General features: G+C 73.9%; 7 protein-coding genes. All 7 read right to left on the reverse strand.

Annotated elements, in window-relative coordinates; all coding sequences use genetic code 11:
- Positions 1-61: 61 nt before the first annotated feature.
- From ACQPZF_RS24205 to ACQPZF_RS24235, 7 genes are read right to left on the reverse strand one after another with little or no spacing between them, the layout of a single operon-like run.
- Positions 62-961: a TauD/TfdA family dioxygenase gene (locus ACQPZF_RS24205; protein WP_433260464.1), complete on the reverse strand. Its 900-nt coding sequence runs from the start codon at positions 959-961 to the stop codon at positions 62-64.
- Positions 951-2,249 (reverse strand): MFS transporter, encoded by a 1,299-nt coding sequence (locus ACQPZF_RS24210; RefSeq protein ID WP_433260466.1) that lies wholly within the window; start codon positions 2,247-2,249, stop codon positions 951-953. Before ACQPZF_RS24210 ends, ACQPZF_RS24205 begins: the two co-directional genes overlap by 11 nt.
- Entirely contained in the window at positions 2,242-6,717 is a 4,476-nt protein-coding gene (locus ACQPZF_RS24215; RefSeq protein ID WP_433260468.1) for an amino acid adenylation domain-containing protein, read from the reverse strand. Before ACQPZF_RS24215 ends, ACQPZF_RS24210 begins: the two co-directional genes overlap by 8 nt.
- Positions 6,718-6,719: 2 nt before the next feature.
- On the reverse strand, positions 6,720-6,905 hold the full coding sequence (locus ACQPZF_RS24220) for an MbtH family protein (protein WP_433260470.1): 186 nt from the start codon (positions 6,903-6,905) through the stop codon (positions 6,720-6,722).
- Between the two features lie 16 nt (positions 6,906-6,921).
- The gene (locus tag ACQPZF_RS24225; protein ID WP_433260472.1) at positions 6,922-12,195 is read right to left on the reverse strand and encodes an SDR family NAD(P)-dependent oxidoreductase; all 5,274 of its coding nucleotides are present in this window, start codon (positions 12,193-12,195) and stop codon (positions 6,922-6,924) included.
- On the reverse strand, positions 12,192-15,749 hold the full coding sequence (locus tag ACQPZF_RS24230) for an amino acid adenylation domain-containing protein (RefSeq protein ID WP_433260474.1): 3,558 nt from the start codon (positions 15,747-15,749) through the stop codon (positions 12,192-12,194). The genes ACQPZF_RS24225 and ACQPZF_RS24230 overlap by 4 nt, the downstream gene beginning before the upstream one ends.
- Positions 15,746-18,028: a lantibiotic dehydratase gene (locus ACQPZF_RS24235; protein ID WP_433260476.1), complete on the reverse strand. Its 2,283-nt coding sequence runs from the start codon at positions 18,026-18,028 to the stop codon at positions 15,746-15,748. The genes ACQPZF_RS24230 and ACQPZF_RS24235 overlap by 4 nt, the downstream gene beginning before the upstream one ends.
- Between the last annotated feature and the right edge of the window lie 6 nt (positions 18,029-18,034).

The following is an 18,034-nucleotide window of genomic DNA, read 5'->3' on the forward strand; positions in this document are numbered from 1 at the left end:
CGGACACACCGTCAGCCCGGTCGGACGGTCCGGGATGAGGCCGGCTCCGGGCGTTCCCCGCTCAGGTCATCGACACCAGGATCCGGCGTGCGCCCGTGTACGCCTGCCTCCCGTGCAGCGCCAGCATGTTCTCCACCACCATCACGTCACCCCGCTCCCAGGGCAACGCCACCTCGTGCTTCTTCGCCGCGACACGCACGGCGTCCAGATCCGCCACCGGAATCGGCTGCCCGTCGCCGTAGGTGACGGAGTGCGGCAGATCGGCCTCGTCCTCCACCAGCTCCAACAACGCCTCCCGCTCGGCGGGCGGCAGGTTCGACGGATGCCACTGGTCGGCCTGGGTGAACCACACCTCCTCCCCCGTCACCGGGTGGGTCCGGGTCGCCGGACGTGTCGCGGCCGTCCGCAGGCCGCCGTCGTCGGTCCACTCGAACGACATGTCCGCGTCCGCCAGGAACCGCTCCACCTCGGCGCGGTCGTCCGTCTCGAACGTCCGCTGCCACGACTTGCCCAGCCCGTAGCCGCCGTGCAGGTGTTGGCGGTAGGTCACGCCGCGCCCGGTGAACCGCGCCCGCACCGCCGGGTCCAGGTCGGCCAGCAGCGCCCGGCCGTCGCACACCGGGGTCGCGCCGCCGGTCTCGGCGGCGACCAGGCAGCAGAAGAACAGGTACCGCGGCCACGAGCCGGCGTAGGAAAGCTCGTTGTGCAAGGAGATCTCGTACTCGGGCGGGTACTCCGTCGACGTGAAGACGCCGTCGGCCACCTTGCTGCGCGGTGTGTTCCCGCCCCGGTAGCTGGTCAGCGGATCACCGAACCGGGCGACCGCCGCGTGGAACTGCTCGGGCGTGCCGATGTCCAGCCCGCGCAGCAGGACGACACCGCGAGTGCCCAACGCCTCTTCGACCTCGGCGCGGGACGCGTCCGCGCCCAGCCGCACGACGGTCGTGCCCTCACTCCGCATGTTTCCCCGTCTCCGGCGCCATCGTGGCCGCCTCCTCCTCGCTCGGCAGATCACGCATCCCCGGGATGACCGACGTCGCGTACACCACCATCGGCAGCAGCACGCCGATCGAGGCCACCCACACCACGGCCTGCACGCCCACCGCGTCGGCCGCCACACCGGCCACGAGCGCGCCGACCGGGACCATCGCCAGCGACAGCGCGCGCAGCGTCGCGACCACCCGGCCCTGCAACTCGTCCGGCGTGACGACCTGCCGCAACGTCGTCTGGACGACCGTGCCGATCTGGGAGAACAGCCCGTACCCGAACTGGGACACCACCAACAGCCCGATCACCAGCCACACCGGCCGCGCCCAGGACGCGATCGGGACGAGCAGCAGGACGACGACTGCGCTGCCGACCGACCACATCACCGTCCGCCCGACCCCGAAGCGCTTCATGGCCCTGATCGACAGCCAGGAGCCGACCACCGCGCCCGGACCGGCGGCGGCGAAGATCCCCGCGACCCAGCCGGCGGGCACTTCCAGCACGCGGATCAGGTACAGCACGTACAACGTCTGGAGGGCGCTGTAGAACAGCCAGAACACCGCCGTCGCCACGGTGATCGCCCGCAGCACGGGGTGCCGCAGCACCCAGCTCATCCCCGCGCCGATGGCCTTGAACACGTTCGGGCGCTGCGCCGCGGGAGGCGGGGTGGGATCGGGCTTGCGGATGAACACCAGCAGCAGCGCCGACGCCAGGTAGGTCACCGCGCTGGTGACGAGCACCAGCGCCGACGCCACCGCGGAGATCGCGAGACCGGCCGCGCCCGGACCGGCGAACTGCGCGGCCGACCGGCTCAGTTCGAGCTTCTGGTTGCCCTCCGCGAGCAGGCTCCGGCCCGCCAGCGACGGCAGGTAGGCGTGGTAGGCGGTCTCGAACATGACCCCGAGGACGCCGAGGCCCAGCACGACGACCCACAGCACCTCGATCCGCAGCCACCCCGCCAGGTGCAGCGCCGGGATCGCCGCCAGCAGCGCGAACCGGCCTAGGTCGGTCCAGATCATCGCCCGCCGCCGGCGCACCCGGTCCACCCAGACGCCCGCGAACAGGAACAGCAGGAACGGAAGCTGGGACAGCGCGCTCAGCACGCCCATCTCGGTCGCGGACGCGTTCAGCAGGATGACCGCGACCAGCGGCAGCACCGTGCGGGCGACCTGCGCGCCGAACACGGCGAGCGTCTGGCCGCCCCACAGCCTGAGGAAGTCCGGGTGCCGCCACAGGGCACCGGTTTCGGCGGGTTCAGTCATCGACCAGCTCCGCCGCCGTGTCCGCCAAGGGTTTGTCGGGTTCCGCGGCGGCTGCCGCGAGGAGGTCGGTGTAGTGGGCCGCGAACCGCCGCATGGTCTCCTCGTCGAACAGCTCCGGCCGGTACTCCAGCGCGCAGGTGAGCCCGTCAGGGCGCCGCCACAGGTACAGGAACACGTCGAACTTCGCGCTGCCCAACCCGAACGGCTCGAACTCCAGGCGCACCCCGCCCATGTCCACGGGCAGCGCACGGCGGTCGTCGGCGAGCATGAACATGGTCTGCACCAACGGGGTCGTGCTCGGGTCGCGGCGCGGCGCCAGCTCGTCCACCAGCACCTCGAACGGCACATCGGCGTTGCTGTAGGCCTCGATGGTCACCTGCCGCACCCGGCGCAGCAGCTCCCGGAACGTGGGCGCGCCCCCGGCGTCGACCCGCAGCGCCAACGTGTTCACGAAGAACCCGATCAGGGGTTCCAGCTCCGGCCGCTGCCGGGTGATCATCGGCACGCCCACCGCGAGGTCGTGCGCGCCGCTGTAGCGCCGCAGCAGCTCCACGTAGCACGCGAGGGAGGCCATGAACAGCGTCGCGCCCTCCCCCGCGCCGACCGCGCGCAACGCGTCCACCACGTCGGCGGGCACGTCGAACCGCAGGTACGCCCCGGACACCCCGATCCTCGGCGGCCGGGGCCGGTCGGTCGGCAGGTCGAGCCGGGCGGGCAGGCCGGCGAGCTGCCGCCGCCAGTAGGCGAGCTGCGGATCGGCGGCCTCGCCGGACATCGCCGCCCGCTGCCACGCCGCGAAGTCCGCGTACCGCACCGGGAGTTCGGGCAGGCGGGCCGCACGGCCGTCGCGCAGCGCCGGGTACAGCTCGGCCAGCTCCGCGGACAGCACCTCGACCGACGGACCGTCGAACACGGCGTGGTGCACGGTGAGCAGCAACTGGTGCTCGTCGGACGCGAGCCGGATCAGCAGGACCCGCAGCGGCGGCCGGGTCGCCAGGTCGAAGGGCAGGCCGCCGCGCTCGTCCAGCAGCGCCCGCCGCTCGTCCTCCCGTTCGACGGGGTCGAGGCCGGACAGGTCGACCAGTTCGAACGGGAAGCCGGGCTCCGCGTCGACGACCCTGGTCAGCCCGTCCGGCGTGGCGACGAACCTGGTCCGCAGCACCTCGTGCCGCCGCACGATCCCGCGCAACGCGCGCTCCAGCACGTCCCGGTCCAGCGGGCCGGTCAGCCGGCGCAGGTACTGGACGTTGTGCAGGGTCGCGCCGGGGTTGAGCTGGTCGGTGAACCACAGCCGCTGCTCGCCGTAGGACGCCAACTCCACCTCGCCGGGCGGCACGGGCGTGATCGGCGGCAGGTCGCCGGTCCGGAGCTTGCCCGCGACCACGGCGGCCAGCCTGGCGACGGTCGGCTCGGCGAACACGACCGGGAGCGGCAGCGTCACCCCGAACGCCTTGCGCATCCTGGTGATCAGCTTGATCACCAGCAGCGAGTGGCCGCCGATCGCGATGAAGTCGTCGGTGCGCCGGATGTGCTCGCGGCCGAGCAGCGACCCGAACAGCCCGGCGACGACCTCTTCGAATTCCCCGGACGGAGCGTCCCCGGTGGGGGTCACCGGCGCGGGCGGCAGAGCGGGCAGCCGGGACCGGTCCAGCTTGCCGTGCGGTGTCAGCGGCAGTTCGTCCAGCACGGTCAACGACGTGGGCACCATGAAGTCGGGCAGCGCACGGGCGGCGTGGGCGCGCAGGGCGTCCGGGTCGAGCCGCCTGCCCGCCACGGGGATGAGGTACGCGGCCAGCTCGGGCGACGCCGTCACCGCGCAGTCCGCGACGTCCGGGTGGCCCGCGAGCACGTGCCGCACCTCGCCGAGTTCGACCCGGTGGCCGCGGATCTTGACCTGGTCGTCGGACCGGCCGAGGAATTCCAGCGCGCCGCCACGCAACCTGCGCACCCGGTCGCCGGTGCGGTACAGCCGCGCGCCGGACCTGCCGGAGAACGGGTCGGGCCGGAACCGGTCGGCGGTCAGGCCGGGTCGGCCGAGGTATCCCCGGGAGACGGTCGCACCGCCGATGCACAGCTCGCCGACGACGCCGTCCGGCACCGGCTCGCCCAGCTCGTCCAGCACGTAGGCCTCGGCATGGGCCATCGGCCAGCCCAGCGGGGTGAGCCCGCCGATCGGGTGCGCGTCGCGGTCGGCGGGCAGCGCCAGCACGCCCACCGTGGTCTCGGTCGGCCCGTAGTGGTTGACGACGTCCACCGTGCGCCGCAGCTCGCGCAGACGGTCCACTGTGGACGCTTCACCACCGAGGATCAGCGCCCGGCGCGGCGCCAGCTCGGCGGCGTCCAGCGCCGCCAGGTGCGACGGGGTGATCTTGAGGTAGTCGACGGCCTCGCGCCGCAGGTGCTCCCCCAGCCACGCCGAGTCCGTCGCGCGCTCGCGGCTCACCAGGTGCAGTGTGCCGCCGCCGCACAGCGCGCCGAAGAAGGCCGTCACGGCGAAGTCGTAGGTCAACGGCTGGAGCGAGGCCCACACCGGGCGGTCCGGTGGTGTGAGCAGCGCGGCGACCCCGTCGAGGTAGGCCGCGAGGTTGCCGTGCGTCACCCCGACCGCCTTCGGCTCGCCGGTCGAGCCGGACGTGTAGACCAGGTAGGCCAACGACTCCGGCCGGATCACGACGGACGGCAGGTCGTCGCGAGCGTCATCCGGGTGCAGGACCGGCAGGTCGTCGCGAGCGTCGTCCGGGTGCAGGACCGGCAGGTCGTCGCGGGCGTCGTCCAAGTGCAGCACCGGCAGGTCGGTGTCGATCCGCCGCCCACCGGTGGCGACCACGGCGACGGCGCCCGCGTCGGCGAGCAGGAAGCGCATCCGCTCCGCCGGGTGCTCCACGTCGAGCGGCAGGTAAGGCCGCCCGGACGCGAGCACACCGAGCACCGCCACGGCCAGCTCCACCGTGTTGTCGAACAACACCGCCACCGGCCCGGGGCCGAACCTGGACAGCCTGTGCGTTAACCGGTTCGCCCGGCCGCGCAGCTCCCCGTAGGTGAGCCGGCCACCCGCCGAGTCACACACGGCGACCTCGTCCGGCAGCCGTGAAGCGGCCCGCGCGAAGCGAACCGGCGCAGGCGTCTCCGGGTCCACCGCGCCGGTCGACGGCTGGGCGGTCAGCCGCTCGCGCTCGCCGTCGAGCAGCAGCGGCAACCGGTTCACCGCAAGGTCGGGGTCCGCCAGGGCGGCTCCCATGAGCCGGGTGAACCGGTCGGCGAGGTCGTGCGCGGTCGACTCGTCGAACAGGTCGGCGCTGTACTCCAGCCGGCCGCGCAGCAACCCGTCGGCGTCCTCGGCCAGGTCCAGGATGAGGTCGACCTTCGCGGTGCCGTTGCCGGTCTGCGGGCTGCCGATGGACGGGATCAGGTTCAGCACCACCTGGTAGAGCGGCGCCCGCGCCGCGTCCCGGTCCGGCGCCAGCTCCTCGACCAGCCGGTCGAACGGGATTTCCGAGTGGTCCAGCGCCGAGCGCAGCGTCTCGGTGGACCGCCGCACCAGCTCGCGGAACGACGGCGTGCCGCCGCAGTCCACCCGCAGCACCAGCGTGTTCACGAACATGCCGATCAACGGCTCCAGCTCGGGTAGCTGCCGGCCCGCGACCGGGCACGCCACCACGACGTCGGCCTGCCCGGACAGCCGGTGCAGCACCGCGACGAAACCCGCCAGCAGCACCGCGTACGCCGTCGTGCCCGCCGTCCTGGCGAGCCGCTTGACCGCCTGGTGGTCCTCGGCGGGCAGTTCGAGCCACACCTCGCCGCCGCGGTGGCTCGGCCGCGGCGGGCGCGGGCGGTCGGTGGGCAGACCGATCTCCGGCGGCAGGTCGGCCAGCCGCCGCCGCCAGTACGCCAGCTCCCCGTCCAGCGCGCCGCCGGCGAGCTGGTCCCGTTGCCAGGCGGCGAAGTCGGCGTACTGGATCTCCAGCTCGGGCAGCTCGGCGGCGTCCTCGCGACCGGCGGCCCGGTACAGCCCGGTCAGGTCGCCGACCAGGTTCGACACGGACCGGGCGTCGAACACGCAGTGGTGGACCACGAAACCGAGCACCCAGCGGTCCTCGGGCAGCCGGATCAGCCGGGCCCGCCACAGCGGCGCGGAGGCCGGGTCGATCGGTCGCGCGCAGTCGGCCGTCACCAGCGCGTCGACCTCGTCCGGCGACGCGTCGGTCACGGCGAACTCCACCGGCACCCGCCGGTGCACGACCTGCGTCAGCCGACCGTCCACAATGGCCAGTGCGGTGCGCAGCGTCTCGTGCCGGTCGACCAGCCGCTCGAACGCGTCCCGGAACAGGTCGACGTCGAGGCCGTCGGGCAGCGTCACCGGGAACGCGATGTTGTACACCCCGAGGTCGGGCGCGAGCTGGGCGACGAACCAGAGCCGTTCCTGGGCGAACGACGCCGGGAAGAGCTGCGTCTCCGGTCGGTCGCCCATGGTCAGTCCTGCTCCGCGAGCGCTTCGCGCAGGCTGCGCGGGCGCATGTCGGTCCACACCTCGTCCACGTGGGCCATGCACTCCTCGCGCTCACCGGTGAACCCCGCGTCGCGCCAGCCCGGCGGGTTCGGCCGGTCCGCCGGCCAGATCGAGTACTGCTCCTCGTCGTTCACGACCACCTTGAACATCGCTCGTCCCCCGTCCTCAGGCGTTGCGCCGCAGTTTCGGAATGGTCCGTGCGGGCGCTTCGGCCGGTTCTTCCGCCCGCAACTGCTCGACCTTGACCGCCAGCCCGGCGACCGTCGGCGCGTCGAACAGGCTGCGCATCGGCAGCCGGACGCCGACCGCCTTGCGGATCTGCGCGATGAGCTGCACCGCCACCAGCGAGTTGCCGCCCAGCTCGAAGAAGTCGTCGTCCACGCCGACGTGCTCGACGCCGATCGTCTGGCGCCAGATCCGGGCGAGCACCGCTTCCAGCTCGGTGGTGGGCTCCGCCCCCGTGACCGCCACCGCGTCGGCGGCGGGCTCGTCGGCGGCGATCGTGTCGGTGGTCGTCGCGGCGATCCGGTCGACCAGCTCGGCGACCGTCTCGGTGTTGACCACGACCTGCGGACCGAGGTCGGCGGCCAGCACGCGGCGGAACGCCTCCGCGCCGTCGGCGGGCCGGATGCCACGTCCGGCCGTCGTTTCCGCGACCGGCTCGTCCTCCTGCCCGGCGAGGTTGCGCGCCACCGAGTCGGTGTCCACCCGCCGCAGCGTGAAGTCGCTGATGCCCACCAGCGGGACGCCGGCCTCGTCCACCAGGGTGAGGTCGGCGGTCAGCACCTCGGGCGAGGTCTCGGTGTAGCGCAGGTGGCTGTAGAACCGCGCGGGCAGCGGGGCCCGCACCACCACCCGGCCGTAGCTCAGCGGCAGGTAGGAGCCCTCACCGCGGCTGCCGAACGAGGTGGCGACGTCCAGCAGCGACGGGTGCAGCACCCAGCGGTCGAGGTCGGGCAGAGCCTCGGCGGGCGCTTCGACGAGGGCCAGTTCCTCGCCGTCGCCGACGTGTACCTCGCCCAGCGCCGCCCAGCGGGGGCCGAAGGTGAGCATGCTGGTCCGGCCGCCGGTGCGGAACGGGTTGTCCACGTCGTCGGCGGCCCGCACGCACCGCGCCTTGACGGCGTCCAAATCTACTTTGTCCATAGTGGACGATTGTGTCCAGCCGCCGCTGCCGCGCACGTGTTCGCGGCGCACGCCGTCACGGAGGCTGGTGATGGTGAACTCCCCGCCGTCGAAGCTCACCCGGTACTCGGCGGCCGACCCGTCCGGCACGGACAGCGGTTCCAGGAACGCCACGTCCGTCAGCTCGACCACGGCGTCGCCGTCGGGCGCGGGCACGCAGTGCGCGACGGTCGCCCGCGCGTTCTCCAGGTGCCCGGTGCCGGGCACCACCCCGACCCCGGCGATCCGGTGCTCGTCCAGCAGCCACTGGGTGTCCGGGCGGATGACGCCCCAGCACGCCGACTCGCCCCGGTGGCCGAGCAGCGGGTGGTCGACCGGCTCGGCGACCTCCGGCGCGACGCTGCCCGCCAGGCCCTCCACCGCCATGCCGACTTCCCGCCACGCGCCCCAGTCCAGCGAGAGCACCCGGCACGGCCAGCCGTGGTCGCTGCGGGCGTAGGCGTCCAGGAACGCGTTGGCGGCGCAGTAGTCCACCTGCCCGAAGCCGCCCACGACGCCGGTGACCGACGAGCACAGCGCGACGAAGTCCAGCGGCAGGTCGCCGAACGCCTGCCGCAGCGCGAGCGTCCCGGCCAGCTTCGGCGCGAGCACGCTCCTCGCCACGGCGTGGTCCTTGACCTCCGCCATCCCGCCACCCGCCAGACCCGCGGCGTGCACAATCCCGTCCAGCCCGCCCAGCTCCGCCACCACCCGGTCGCGGACCCGGCGCAGCGCCGCCGGATCGGTGACGTCGGCGGCGAGGACGAGCACGGTCGCGCCCGCCCGCTCCATCCGGCGGACGGCCTCGATCGCCCGGCCGATCCGCCCGGCAGGCCCGTGCACCGCGAGGTGGGTGTCCCAGTCGGCGCGGGGCGGCAGACCGGACCTGGACACCAGCGCCAGGCGTGCCCCGAACCGCACCGCCAGGTCCTCGGCGAGCGTGATGCCGATGCCGCCGAGCCCACCGGTCACCAGGTAGCGGCCCTGCGCGCGCAGCACGTCCGGCTGGGCGGGCAACGACACCTGCTCGTACTCCACCGCCCACCGCCGGCCGGACCGGAGCGCGACGGACGGACCACCGGACCGCAGTTCGCCCACCAGGTGCGCGGCCGTGGTCCGGTCTGCCACGTCGATGTGGCGCACGGTCAGCCAGGGCAGCTCCAGCGGCAGCACCCGCGCCAGGCCGATCGCCGTGGCCTGCTCGGGCCGGGTGAGGTCCGCGCCGAGCACGTCCTCCGCGCCCGAGGTCAGCACGTCGAGCCGGACGTCACCGCCCTCCGCCCGACCGGCCAGCGCCTGCACCAACCGCAACACGCCGAAGAAGCCGGTCTCCTGCGCCCGCCACGCCGCGTCGATGTCGACACCCGCGGGCTCGGCGTCCAACGCCCCGGCGTGCACGACCCAGCTCACACCGTCGGTCGCGATGTCGTCCCCCGGCGCGGCCTCGGTGACGGACACGCCGTCCGCCCGCAGCGCGTCGGCCAGCGCGGCTCCGCGTTCCCCTGCCACGATCACCACGGCTTCGGCGGGCGCGGACCCCGGCCGGGGCGACGGCGGGAGCTGCCGCCACGTCGGCACCGCGAACCAGTCGTCCAGCGGCAGCGGACCGGTGCGCGGCTTGGCGACCGCCATCCCGCCATCGGGGTCCGGGTCCACCCAGTGCCGCTTGCGCTGGTACGGGTAGGTCGGCAGGGACACCCGCCGACCGGGCGCGCCGAACCCCACCGGCTCGACGCCCGCCACCCAGAGCCTGCCCACGGCGGCGCACAGCGTCGCCACGTCCCCGATCCGCTCGCCGGGGCCGGGCAGGCTGGGCAGCGGCGCCATCGCGCCGGCCGGCACTTGCCTGCGCGCCAACCCGGATAGCTGCCGGCCGGGGCCGCACTCCACCAGCGCCCACGCGCCGCCGTCCGCCAGGAGCGCCGCGACACACGCGCCGAAGCGGACCGGTCGGCGCAGGTGCGTCGCCCAGTACGCCGGATCGGTCGCCTGCTCGTCGGTGATCGGCAGCCCGGTGACGTTGGACAGGAACCGCAGTCGCGGAGCGCGGCGCGGCACCGCCGCGACCGCCGCGGTGAACTCGTCCAGGATCGGGTCCATCATCGGCGAGTGGAACGCGTGCGAGGTGCGCAACACCCGACACGAAACCCCTTGCTCCTTGTAGCTTTCCGCCAGCGCCGTCACGGCGTCGGTCGGGCCCGAGACGACGCACGCGCCGGGCCCGTTCACGGTCGCGACGGCGCAGCCGGTGCCGGTCAGCCGATCGGCCACTTCGGACTCGTCCAGCGGCACGGCGAGCATCGAGCCCTCCGGCACCGACTGCATCAGCCGGCCGCGCACGGCCACCAGCCGCAACGCGTCCGCCAACTCGAAGACACCCGCGAGCGTGGCCGCCACGTACTCGCCGATGGAGTGGCCGATCATCGCCGCCGGCTCGACACCCCAGTGCCGCCACAGCGCGGCGAGGGCGTATTCCAGCACGAACAGCGCGGGCTGCGTGTACCTCGTCTGCCCCAGCGTGTCGTCCGATCCGGCGGTGAACATCAGCGTCCGGATGTCCAGTCCCAGAGCGGGTTCCAGGATGGCGGCGCACTCGTCCACCACATCGCGGAACACCGGCTCGGTGTCGTAGAGTTCCGCGCCCATGCCCGCGTACTGGCCGCCCTGCCCGGTGAACAGGAACGCCACGCGCGGTGGCGACCCCGCGGCGTGTCCGGTGATGGGCTTGCGCAGCGCCTTGACGGCGGCCTCCGCATCGGCCGCCACGACGACGGCGCGGTGCGCGCGTGCGGTGCGTCCCACGCGGAGCGTGTGCGCGATGTCGGTCAGGTCGCCGTCGGGGTTCTCCGTCAGGTGCGCGGCCAACCGGTCCACGGCGGCGGACAGCGCGGTCTCGGTCTGCGCGGACACCTGGAGCAGGTGCGCCGGGCGCGCGGCCCGACGCGTCTCGGCCGGCGCGGGTGCTTCCTCCAGGATCAGGTGCGCGTTGGTGCCGCCGATGCCGAACGAGCTGACCGCGGCCCGCCGCGGCGTCTCCCCCGCCTCCCATTTCGACAGGGTGGTCGCGATGTGGAACGGGCTGTCCTCCAGGTCGATCGCCGGGTTGACCGACTCGAAGTTGATCGTCGCCGGGATCAGCCGGTGTTCCAGCGCGAGCACGGTCTTGATCAGGCCGATGACGCCCGCCGCCTGGCTGAGGTGGCCGAGGTTGGACTTCACCGAGCCGAGCGCGCACCACTGCCGGTCGGCGGTGCCCTGGGTGTACGCGCCGGACAGCGCGGCGACCTCGATCGGGTCGCCGAGCGCGGTGCCGGTGCCGTGCGCCTCGACGTACCCGACCGTGCGGGGGTCGACGTCCGCGACGGCCAGCGCCTGCGCGACGCACTCGACCTGGCCCTCGACGCTGGGCGCGGAGAACCCGACCTTCGCGGAGCCGTCGTTGTTGATCGCGTTGCCCAGCACCACGCCGCGCACGTGGTCGCCGTCGGCGACCGCGTCGGACAGCCGCTTGAGCAGGACCACGCCGACGCCGCTGCCCCACAGGGTGCCGTTGGCCCTGGCGTCGAACGGCCGGCAGTGCCCGTCGGGCGAGGTGTAGCCCTCCATGCCCTGGTAGCCCTTGCCGTGCGGCAGTTCGACGCACACGCCGCCGGCCAGCGCCATGTCGCACTCGCCGTTGCGCAGCGCCTCCACTGCCAGGTGCGTGGCGACCAGCGATGTCGAGCAGGCGGTGTGCACGGTGAGGCTCGGCCCGCGGAGGTTCAGCTTGTAGGACACCAGGGTCGCGACGTAGTCGGGGTAGTTGGAGCTGGAGATGCCCAGGTTCCCGGCGGCCCGCTGCCACAGCTCCGCGTTCCGGAACAGGTTCGTCCACTGGTAGTGGTCCGCGCCCGTGCCCGCGTAGACGCCGATCGCGCCGGGGTAGCGCGCCGGGTCGTAGCCCGCGTCCTCCAGCGCCGAGTGCGACGTCTCCAGGAACAGCCGGTGCTGGGGGTTGGCCAGCTCCGCCTCCCGCGGCGTCATCCCGAACAGCTCGGCGTCGAAGTGCTCCAGCTTGTCGATCACCGGCGCGGCCGACACCCAGCTCGGGTCGGCCAGCTCGTCCTCGGTGACGCCGAGCGCGAGCTGCTCCTCCCTGGTGTAGAAGGTGATCGACTCCACCCCGTCCACCAGGTTGCGCCAGAACCGGTCGAGGTCGCCGGCTCCCGGCACGCGTGCCGCCATGCCGATGATCGCGATCGGCTCCACCCCGTCGGCGAACTCCTCGTGCGTCATGTGTCGATCTCCTGTTCGGCGGTGCGGGCGGCGGGCCTGCGCCGGGCCCGGCTCTTCCGGGCGGCGGCCCGCTGCGCCGCGCGGGCAAGCTGCACGTTCTGCGCGACGCCGTCCAGGTGTGCGGCCAGCGAGCGGATGTTGGGGTACCGGAACAGGTCCACCACCCTGATCTCCCGGTCGAACAGCTCGGCCAGCCGGGACTGGACCGTCACGACGGACAGCGAGTGCCCGCCGACGTCGAAGAAGTTGTCGGTCGGTCCGACCGAGTCGAGCCGCAGCACGTCGCACCAGACCTCGCCGACGGCGATCTCGGTGGGGGTGCGCAGCTCCCCGCCGCTGTCCGGCGTCGGTTCCGGCGTCTTTTGAACGTCTTCGTGCCGCGGCCTCGTGGTGTCCGGACAGTCGACCGCGACACCGGCCACCGGCTGCTCCGCGGCGGCGATCAGCTCACCGACCAGCCGCAGGTAGTCGGCGAGCAACGCCTCGATCCGCGGCAGGTCGTACAGGTCGGGGTTGAACACGACATCGAGCGCGAACCGCCCGTCCCGTTCCACCAGGTACACGGTGAGGTCGAACGGCGAACCCGGCATCGCGACCGGCACCGGCCCGGTGCGCACGGCCGGCAGTGCGAGCCGGGGTTCCGCGAAGTTGAAGACGTTGAACAGCACCTGCACCAGCGCGGATCTCGCCGGATCGCGTGGCACGCCGAGCTTGTCCACGATCCGCTCCAGTGGCGCGGCCGGGTGCCCGGTGACACCGAGGAACTCTTCGCGGCACGCGTGGACGGCCGCGGCGAAGTCGGCGCTGTCGTCGACGCGCAGCCGCACCGGCACCACGTCGACGAAGAACCCGACGAGGTCTTCGAAACCCGACTCGGCGCGGTCGGCGACGACCACGCCCACGACGTTGTCCGGCCGGCCGGTCAGCCGCCGCAGCACTTGGCCGAACGCGGCGAGCAGCACCAGGGAAGGCGTCGCGCCCCGGGTCGCGGCGAACCCGCGGACCGCGTCGTCCAGCGCCGGCGGGAACGCCGCCGTGGCGCTGCGGCCCGAGTAGGTCTGCGCCGGCGGGCGGGGCCGGTCGCGCGGGAGGTCGAGGACCGCGGGCGCGTCCGCCAGGTGCCCCACCCACCAGGCGAGGTCGGCGTCACCGTCCCGCTCGTCGCGGTCCGCCCGCCATACCGCGTAGTCCGCGTACCCCACGGGCAGCGGCGGCAACACGACCTCAAACGATTTCCCATTATCGGATTTTGCATTATCGAGTCCGACACTCTCGGAATAGGCGGCGGCCAGATCCCGGTAGAGCACCGACTGCGACCACCCGTCCGCGACGGCGTGGTGCAGCACGAAGCCGAGCACGTGGTCGTCCGGCCCGAGTCGGTACAGCGTCACCCGCCACACCGGTCCGGCGGCCAGGTCGATCGGCGTCGCCGCGTCGGCCGCCAGCCGGGCGGGCATTTCGGCCTCGGTCACCGCGACCACCGGCAACGGCACGTCCGCCGGCGGTTCGCACACCGCGGCGGGCACGCCCGCGGAGGCCGCGATCCGCCACCGCAGCACGTCGTGCCGGTCGGCGACCGCCCGCAACGCGCCACGCAGCGCGCCGACGTCCAACGGGCCGCGCAGCCGTTCGGCGAACGCGATGTTGTAGGCGGCGCTGTCCGGCGCGAGTTGGTCGAGGAACCACATCCGGCGTTGCGACGGCGACAGCGTCGGCGGGTTGCCGGTGGACGGCGCGGTGCGGGGCAGCGGCGTGGCCCGCTCGACCTGTCCGGCGATGCCCGCGAACGTGCGGTGGGTGAACACGTCGGCGGCGGCGAGGTCCTTGCCCAACTCCGCGCGGACGGCGGCGACGAACCGCATCACCGCGATCGAGTGCCCGCCCGAGGCGAAGAAGTCGTGGTCGTCGGCCGGCGCGACACCGAGGACGCGCAGCCAGATCGCCGCGAGCGGATCGGCGGACACCTCCGCGACCGTCTCCGCGACCATTTCCGCGGCAGCCACCGTCCGTTCCCGCAGCAGCGCGCGGTCCACCTTGCCCGTCGCCCCGCTCACCGGTAGCCCGTCGAGGCGCACGAACCGGCTCGGCACCATCGCGGGGGTGAGCCGTTGCGCGCAGTGGTCCCGGATCTCCTGCTCCGGCAGGGGTTCCGGTCCGTCCACAAAGGCCACCAGCTCGGCACCGGACGGTCCGGGCACGGCCTCCACCGCGACCGTCCCGATCGCCGGGTGGTCGCGCAGCACCGCCTCCACCTCGGCGAGTTCGATGCGCTGGCCCCGGATCTTGACCTGGCGGTCCCGCCGGCCGAGGAAGTCGAACCACCCGTCCGGCCGTTCCCGCACCACGTCCCCGGTGCGGTAGAGCCGGGCGCCGGGCACAGCGGAGAACGGGTCGGGCACGAACCGGTCCGCGGTCAGCCCCGGCCGGCCGAGGTAGCCCCGGGCCACGCCCGCGCCGCCGATCACGAGTTCGCCCGCCGTGCCCGGCGGCACCGGCTCCAGCCGCTCGTCCACGACGTGCGGCCGGTGGTCGGCCAGCGGCGTGCCGAGCGGCAGCGGCTCGGTCCACCGCCCGGTCAGGGCGTTGACGAGCACCACCACCGTGGTCTCGGTCGGGCCGTAGACGTGCCAGAGCCGCCGGCCGCGCGCGGTCCACCGCTCGACCAGCTCCGGTTCGACCACATCGCCGCCGACGGCCACGGTCCGCAGGTCGGGCAGGTCCGGGTCGAGCAGGCGCAGCACCACCGGCGTGACGACCAGCCACGTGACGCGGTGCTCGCGCAGGAACCGGTCCAGCCGCGCGGGGTCCGCCCGGTCCTCGCTCCCGACCAGGTGCACGGACCCGCCGACCGCCAGCGGGGCGAACACGTCGAGGGTGAAGGCGTCGAACGCGTACGAGGAGAACCCCGCCGCCCGGGTGTCGGCATCGATACCGACGCACGGCGCGGAGGCGGTCACGAACGCGACCATGTTGCGGTGCGTGGTCAGCACGCCCTTCGGCTTGCCGGTCGAGCCGGACGTGTAGATCACGTGGGCGAGGTCGTCCGGCCCCGCTGGAATGACGGACGGCTCGGCGGACACCGCGTCCGGCACGGGGACCAGCGGGTACCCGTCCAGCGGGCGGTCCGCGCCGTCGACCACCAACGCCCCGATCGCGGCGTCGGCGGCGATGTCCGCCAGCCGCCGGCGCGGCAGGACCGGTTCCAGCGGCACGTAGGCGGCGCCCGCCATCAGCACCCCGAGCACCGCGACGACCAGCGACGGCCGGCGGTCCACGCACACGCCGACCAACGAGCCACGCCCGACGCCGACGGCACGCAGGTCCGCGGCGAGCGTGCCCGCGCGACCGACCAGCTCCCGGTAGGTCAGCGACTCGTCCCACTGCCGCACCGCGACCGCGTCCGGCGTGCGGCGGGCCTGGGCGAGGACGAGATCGGCGACGGTGGCGTCCGGACCTGCCGCCATCGGGCCGGCCGTCACCGGGTGGTCTGTCATCAGGCCTGCCGTCACCGGGTCTGCCGTCACCGGGTCTGCCGCCATCGGGTGGTCTGTCATCGGGCGGCCTCCGGGTCGACGAGCTGCAACCGCAGCTCACTGGAATACCGCCGGCCGTCGGCGTCGGCCAGCCAGTGCCGGCCGACATCGGGCAGCACCTCGGAGACCGTCACCGCCCCCGCCCGGTCGGCACGGGCCGAACTGGCCACCATGGCGCACAGCGACGCGGCGTGCAGCGGACTGGTCAGGTCCACGTAGAACGGCTTGATCTCGGTGCCCAGCTTGACGAAGACCCGGTCCGGCAGGCCGAGCGCACGCCGCCACCGGCGGACCGCAAGGTATCTGTCGCGCTCGCCGACGACGTCCGCCAGACCGGTCTCCGCGATGGTGGTGCGCCAGGTTTCCCTTGCCACGACGAGCTTGTCGACCGTGATGCGCGGTGTGTGCGGCCGGCCGTGGACGAGTTTGAACCCGTCCACGGCGTGGATCGCGAGCAGTGCCGAGAACATCTCCAGCAACGGCCGCCGCCGTCCGTCCGGCGCGTGGGCGACGAGGTCCGGCGTCACCACGACGGACGTGGCGGGCAGCAGCCGGTCCGGGTCCGCGCCCGGCGCGGGGCCGATCCCGAGCCACCGGTCGGTCGGACCGTCCAGGGTGTGCGCGACGCGGCCGGAGTAGCGCGGCCAGTCGGTCGGGTAGAGCGGCCGGATCCGGTGCTCCCCGAGGTCGGCGGCCAGCGCGCGGCTCAGCGCTGCCGGGTCCGGGTGCCACCGGGTGAACACGGCGCAGTCGAACGTCGGCCACGCGGTGTGCAGTTCGCCCAGCACCACCAGGTAGTCGCCGCGGTTGATCGCGTCCACGTCCGGCGCGCAGATCTGGAGGTCCGGGCTGTGCAGCCGGCCGGCCGACCAACCGGGGCGGTCGGCCGGGAACGCCGCCGCCGCGGCCGGCGCCAGTTCGGCGGACGTGAAGTGCAGCGGACCGTCGACCGGCGCGCCGTCCAACCCGAAGAGCTTCGCCCACCGCCCGCCGAACTCGCGCGCCACCGCGTCGACGGGTCGGTCACCGGTCCCGAACAGCGGGCCTTGGGCGAGGTACCAGAGATCGGCCAGCCGCACTTCGTCCGTCTCGGCGGCGAGGTCTTCGTACAGCTCGCGCAACGCGGCCCCGTAGGCGTCCGCCAGCTCCGCGGTCAGCCAGCGCGCCGCGCCCAGCAGCAGGGCCATCGGCTCGGCGAGGTCGGCCAGCAACCGCCCGCCCACGACCACGTCCACGTCGCGGGCGGTCTCCTCGACGCACAGGCCGCGCCCGGCGTAGGTCTGCCCCGCCTTGCGCTGGGCGGGCACGCCGGTGATGGCGGTGAACTCGGCGTCGAGCCCGGCCAGCGCCGCCTTCAGCCGGTCGGCGTCCCCGGCGGCGGCCGACACCTCGTCGCGGGCGGTGGTCAGCCGGTCCAGCCCACCGGCGGCCCGCGCCCGGACCACCGGATCGCCGATGCCCGCCACCAGCGCGTGCAGCGCGGCTTCCGCCTCCGGCCCCTGCGGCAGGTCGCCCCGCCAGCTCGTCAACCCCCGTTCGGCGAGCCGGGCCAGCAGCAGGTGGCCGTCGTCGGCGGTGCGGACCAGGCCGGCGGCGAGCAGGTCGGCGATCACCGCCACGGCCGGCGTCCGACCGTCGCAGCGGACCAGCGCCGCGAGTTCGGCCGGGGACACCGGGATCGGCGGCTGCACGGGCCGGAGCACGCGACGGCCCGCCTCGTCCAGGGTCAGGTGGGGCTGTCGGGCGGGCGGCAGCCAGCGGCGGACCTCCGGGTCCTCGGCCAGCCGGTGCGCGAACGCGGTCAGCGCCCAGTGCTCGAAGTGCACCGCGCGGTCGCGCACCAGGTGTTCGCCGATCCGCGTGGTGATCGACGGCGCGTGCGGGTCGACGGTCGCCCACGCGGCAGGGCCGAAGAACCCGACGGTCTCGTTCTTCGCGCAGTACCGCTGCCAGTACCGGACGACCAGCCGTTCCCGCTCACGCCGCTTCTTCCGGCGCGGCTCGGCGGGATCGGCGCGCACCAGGCCGTCCAGCGCGGTGAGCGCGGTGGTGCTCTGCCAGGTGACCGCTTCCCGCAGCAGCGGGTCGGCCGCGAGGTCCCGGCACACCGCGGTGCCCGCGGCCAGCGCCCGTGCGAACTCCTCGTCGAACCGCGGCTCGTCCGCCTCGCCGGCCAGGAACGCGTCGGCGGCACGGGCGGCCTCCGGCGCGGCGAACCGGTCCAACCCGTCGATCGGGAACCCGGTGCTGCGCACCACGGCATCCCGCCACACCGACCAGCCCGTCGTGCCCAGCGGCACCAGATG

This window comes from Actinosynnema sp. CS-041913 (assembly GCF_050942485.1).
Classification (GTDB): Bacteria; Actinomycetota; Actinomycetes; order Mycobacteriales; family Pseudonocardiaceae; genus Actinosynnema.

Excerpts from the sequence above, each read along its gene's own strand:
- ACQPZF_RS24205 (WP_433260464.1), bottom strand. The coding sequence starts at position 961 with ATGCGGAGTGAGGGCACGACCGTCGTGCGGCTGGGCGCGGACGCGTCC.
- ACQPZF_RS24210 (WP_433260466.1), bottom strand. The coding sequence starts at position 2,249 with ATGACTGAACCCGCCGAAACCGGTGCCCTGTGGCGGCACCCGGACTTC.
- ACQPZF_RS24215 (WP_433260468.1), bottom strand. The coding sequence starts at position 6,717 with ATGGGCGACCGACCGGAGACGCAGCTCTTCCCGGCGTCGTTCGCCCAG.
- ACQPZF_RS24220 (WP_433260470.1), bottom strand. The coding sequence starts at position 6,905 with ATGTTCAAGGTGGTCGTGAACGACGAGGAGCAGTACTCGATCTGGCCG.
- ACQPZF_RS24225 (WP_433260472.1), bottom strand. The coding sequence starts at position 12,195 with ATGACGCACGAGGAGTTCGCCGACGGGGTGGAGCCGATCGCGATCATC.
- ACQPZF_RS24230 (WP_433260474.1), bottom strand. The coding sequence starts at position 15,749 with ATGACAGACCACCCGATGGCGGCAGACCCGGTGACGGCAGACCCGGTG.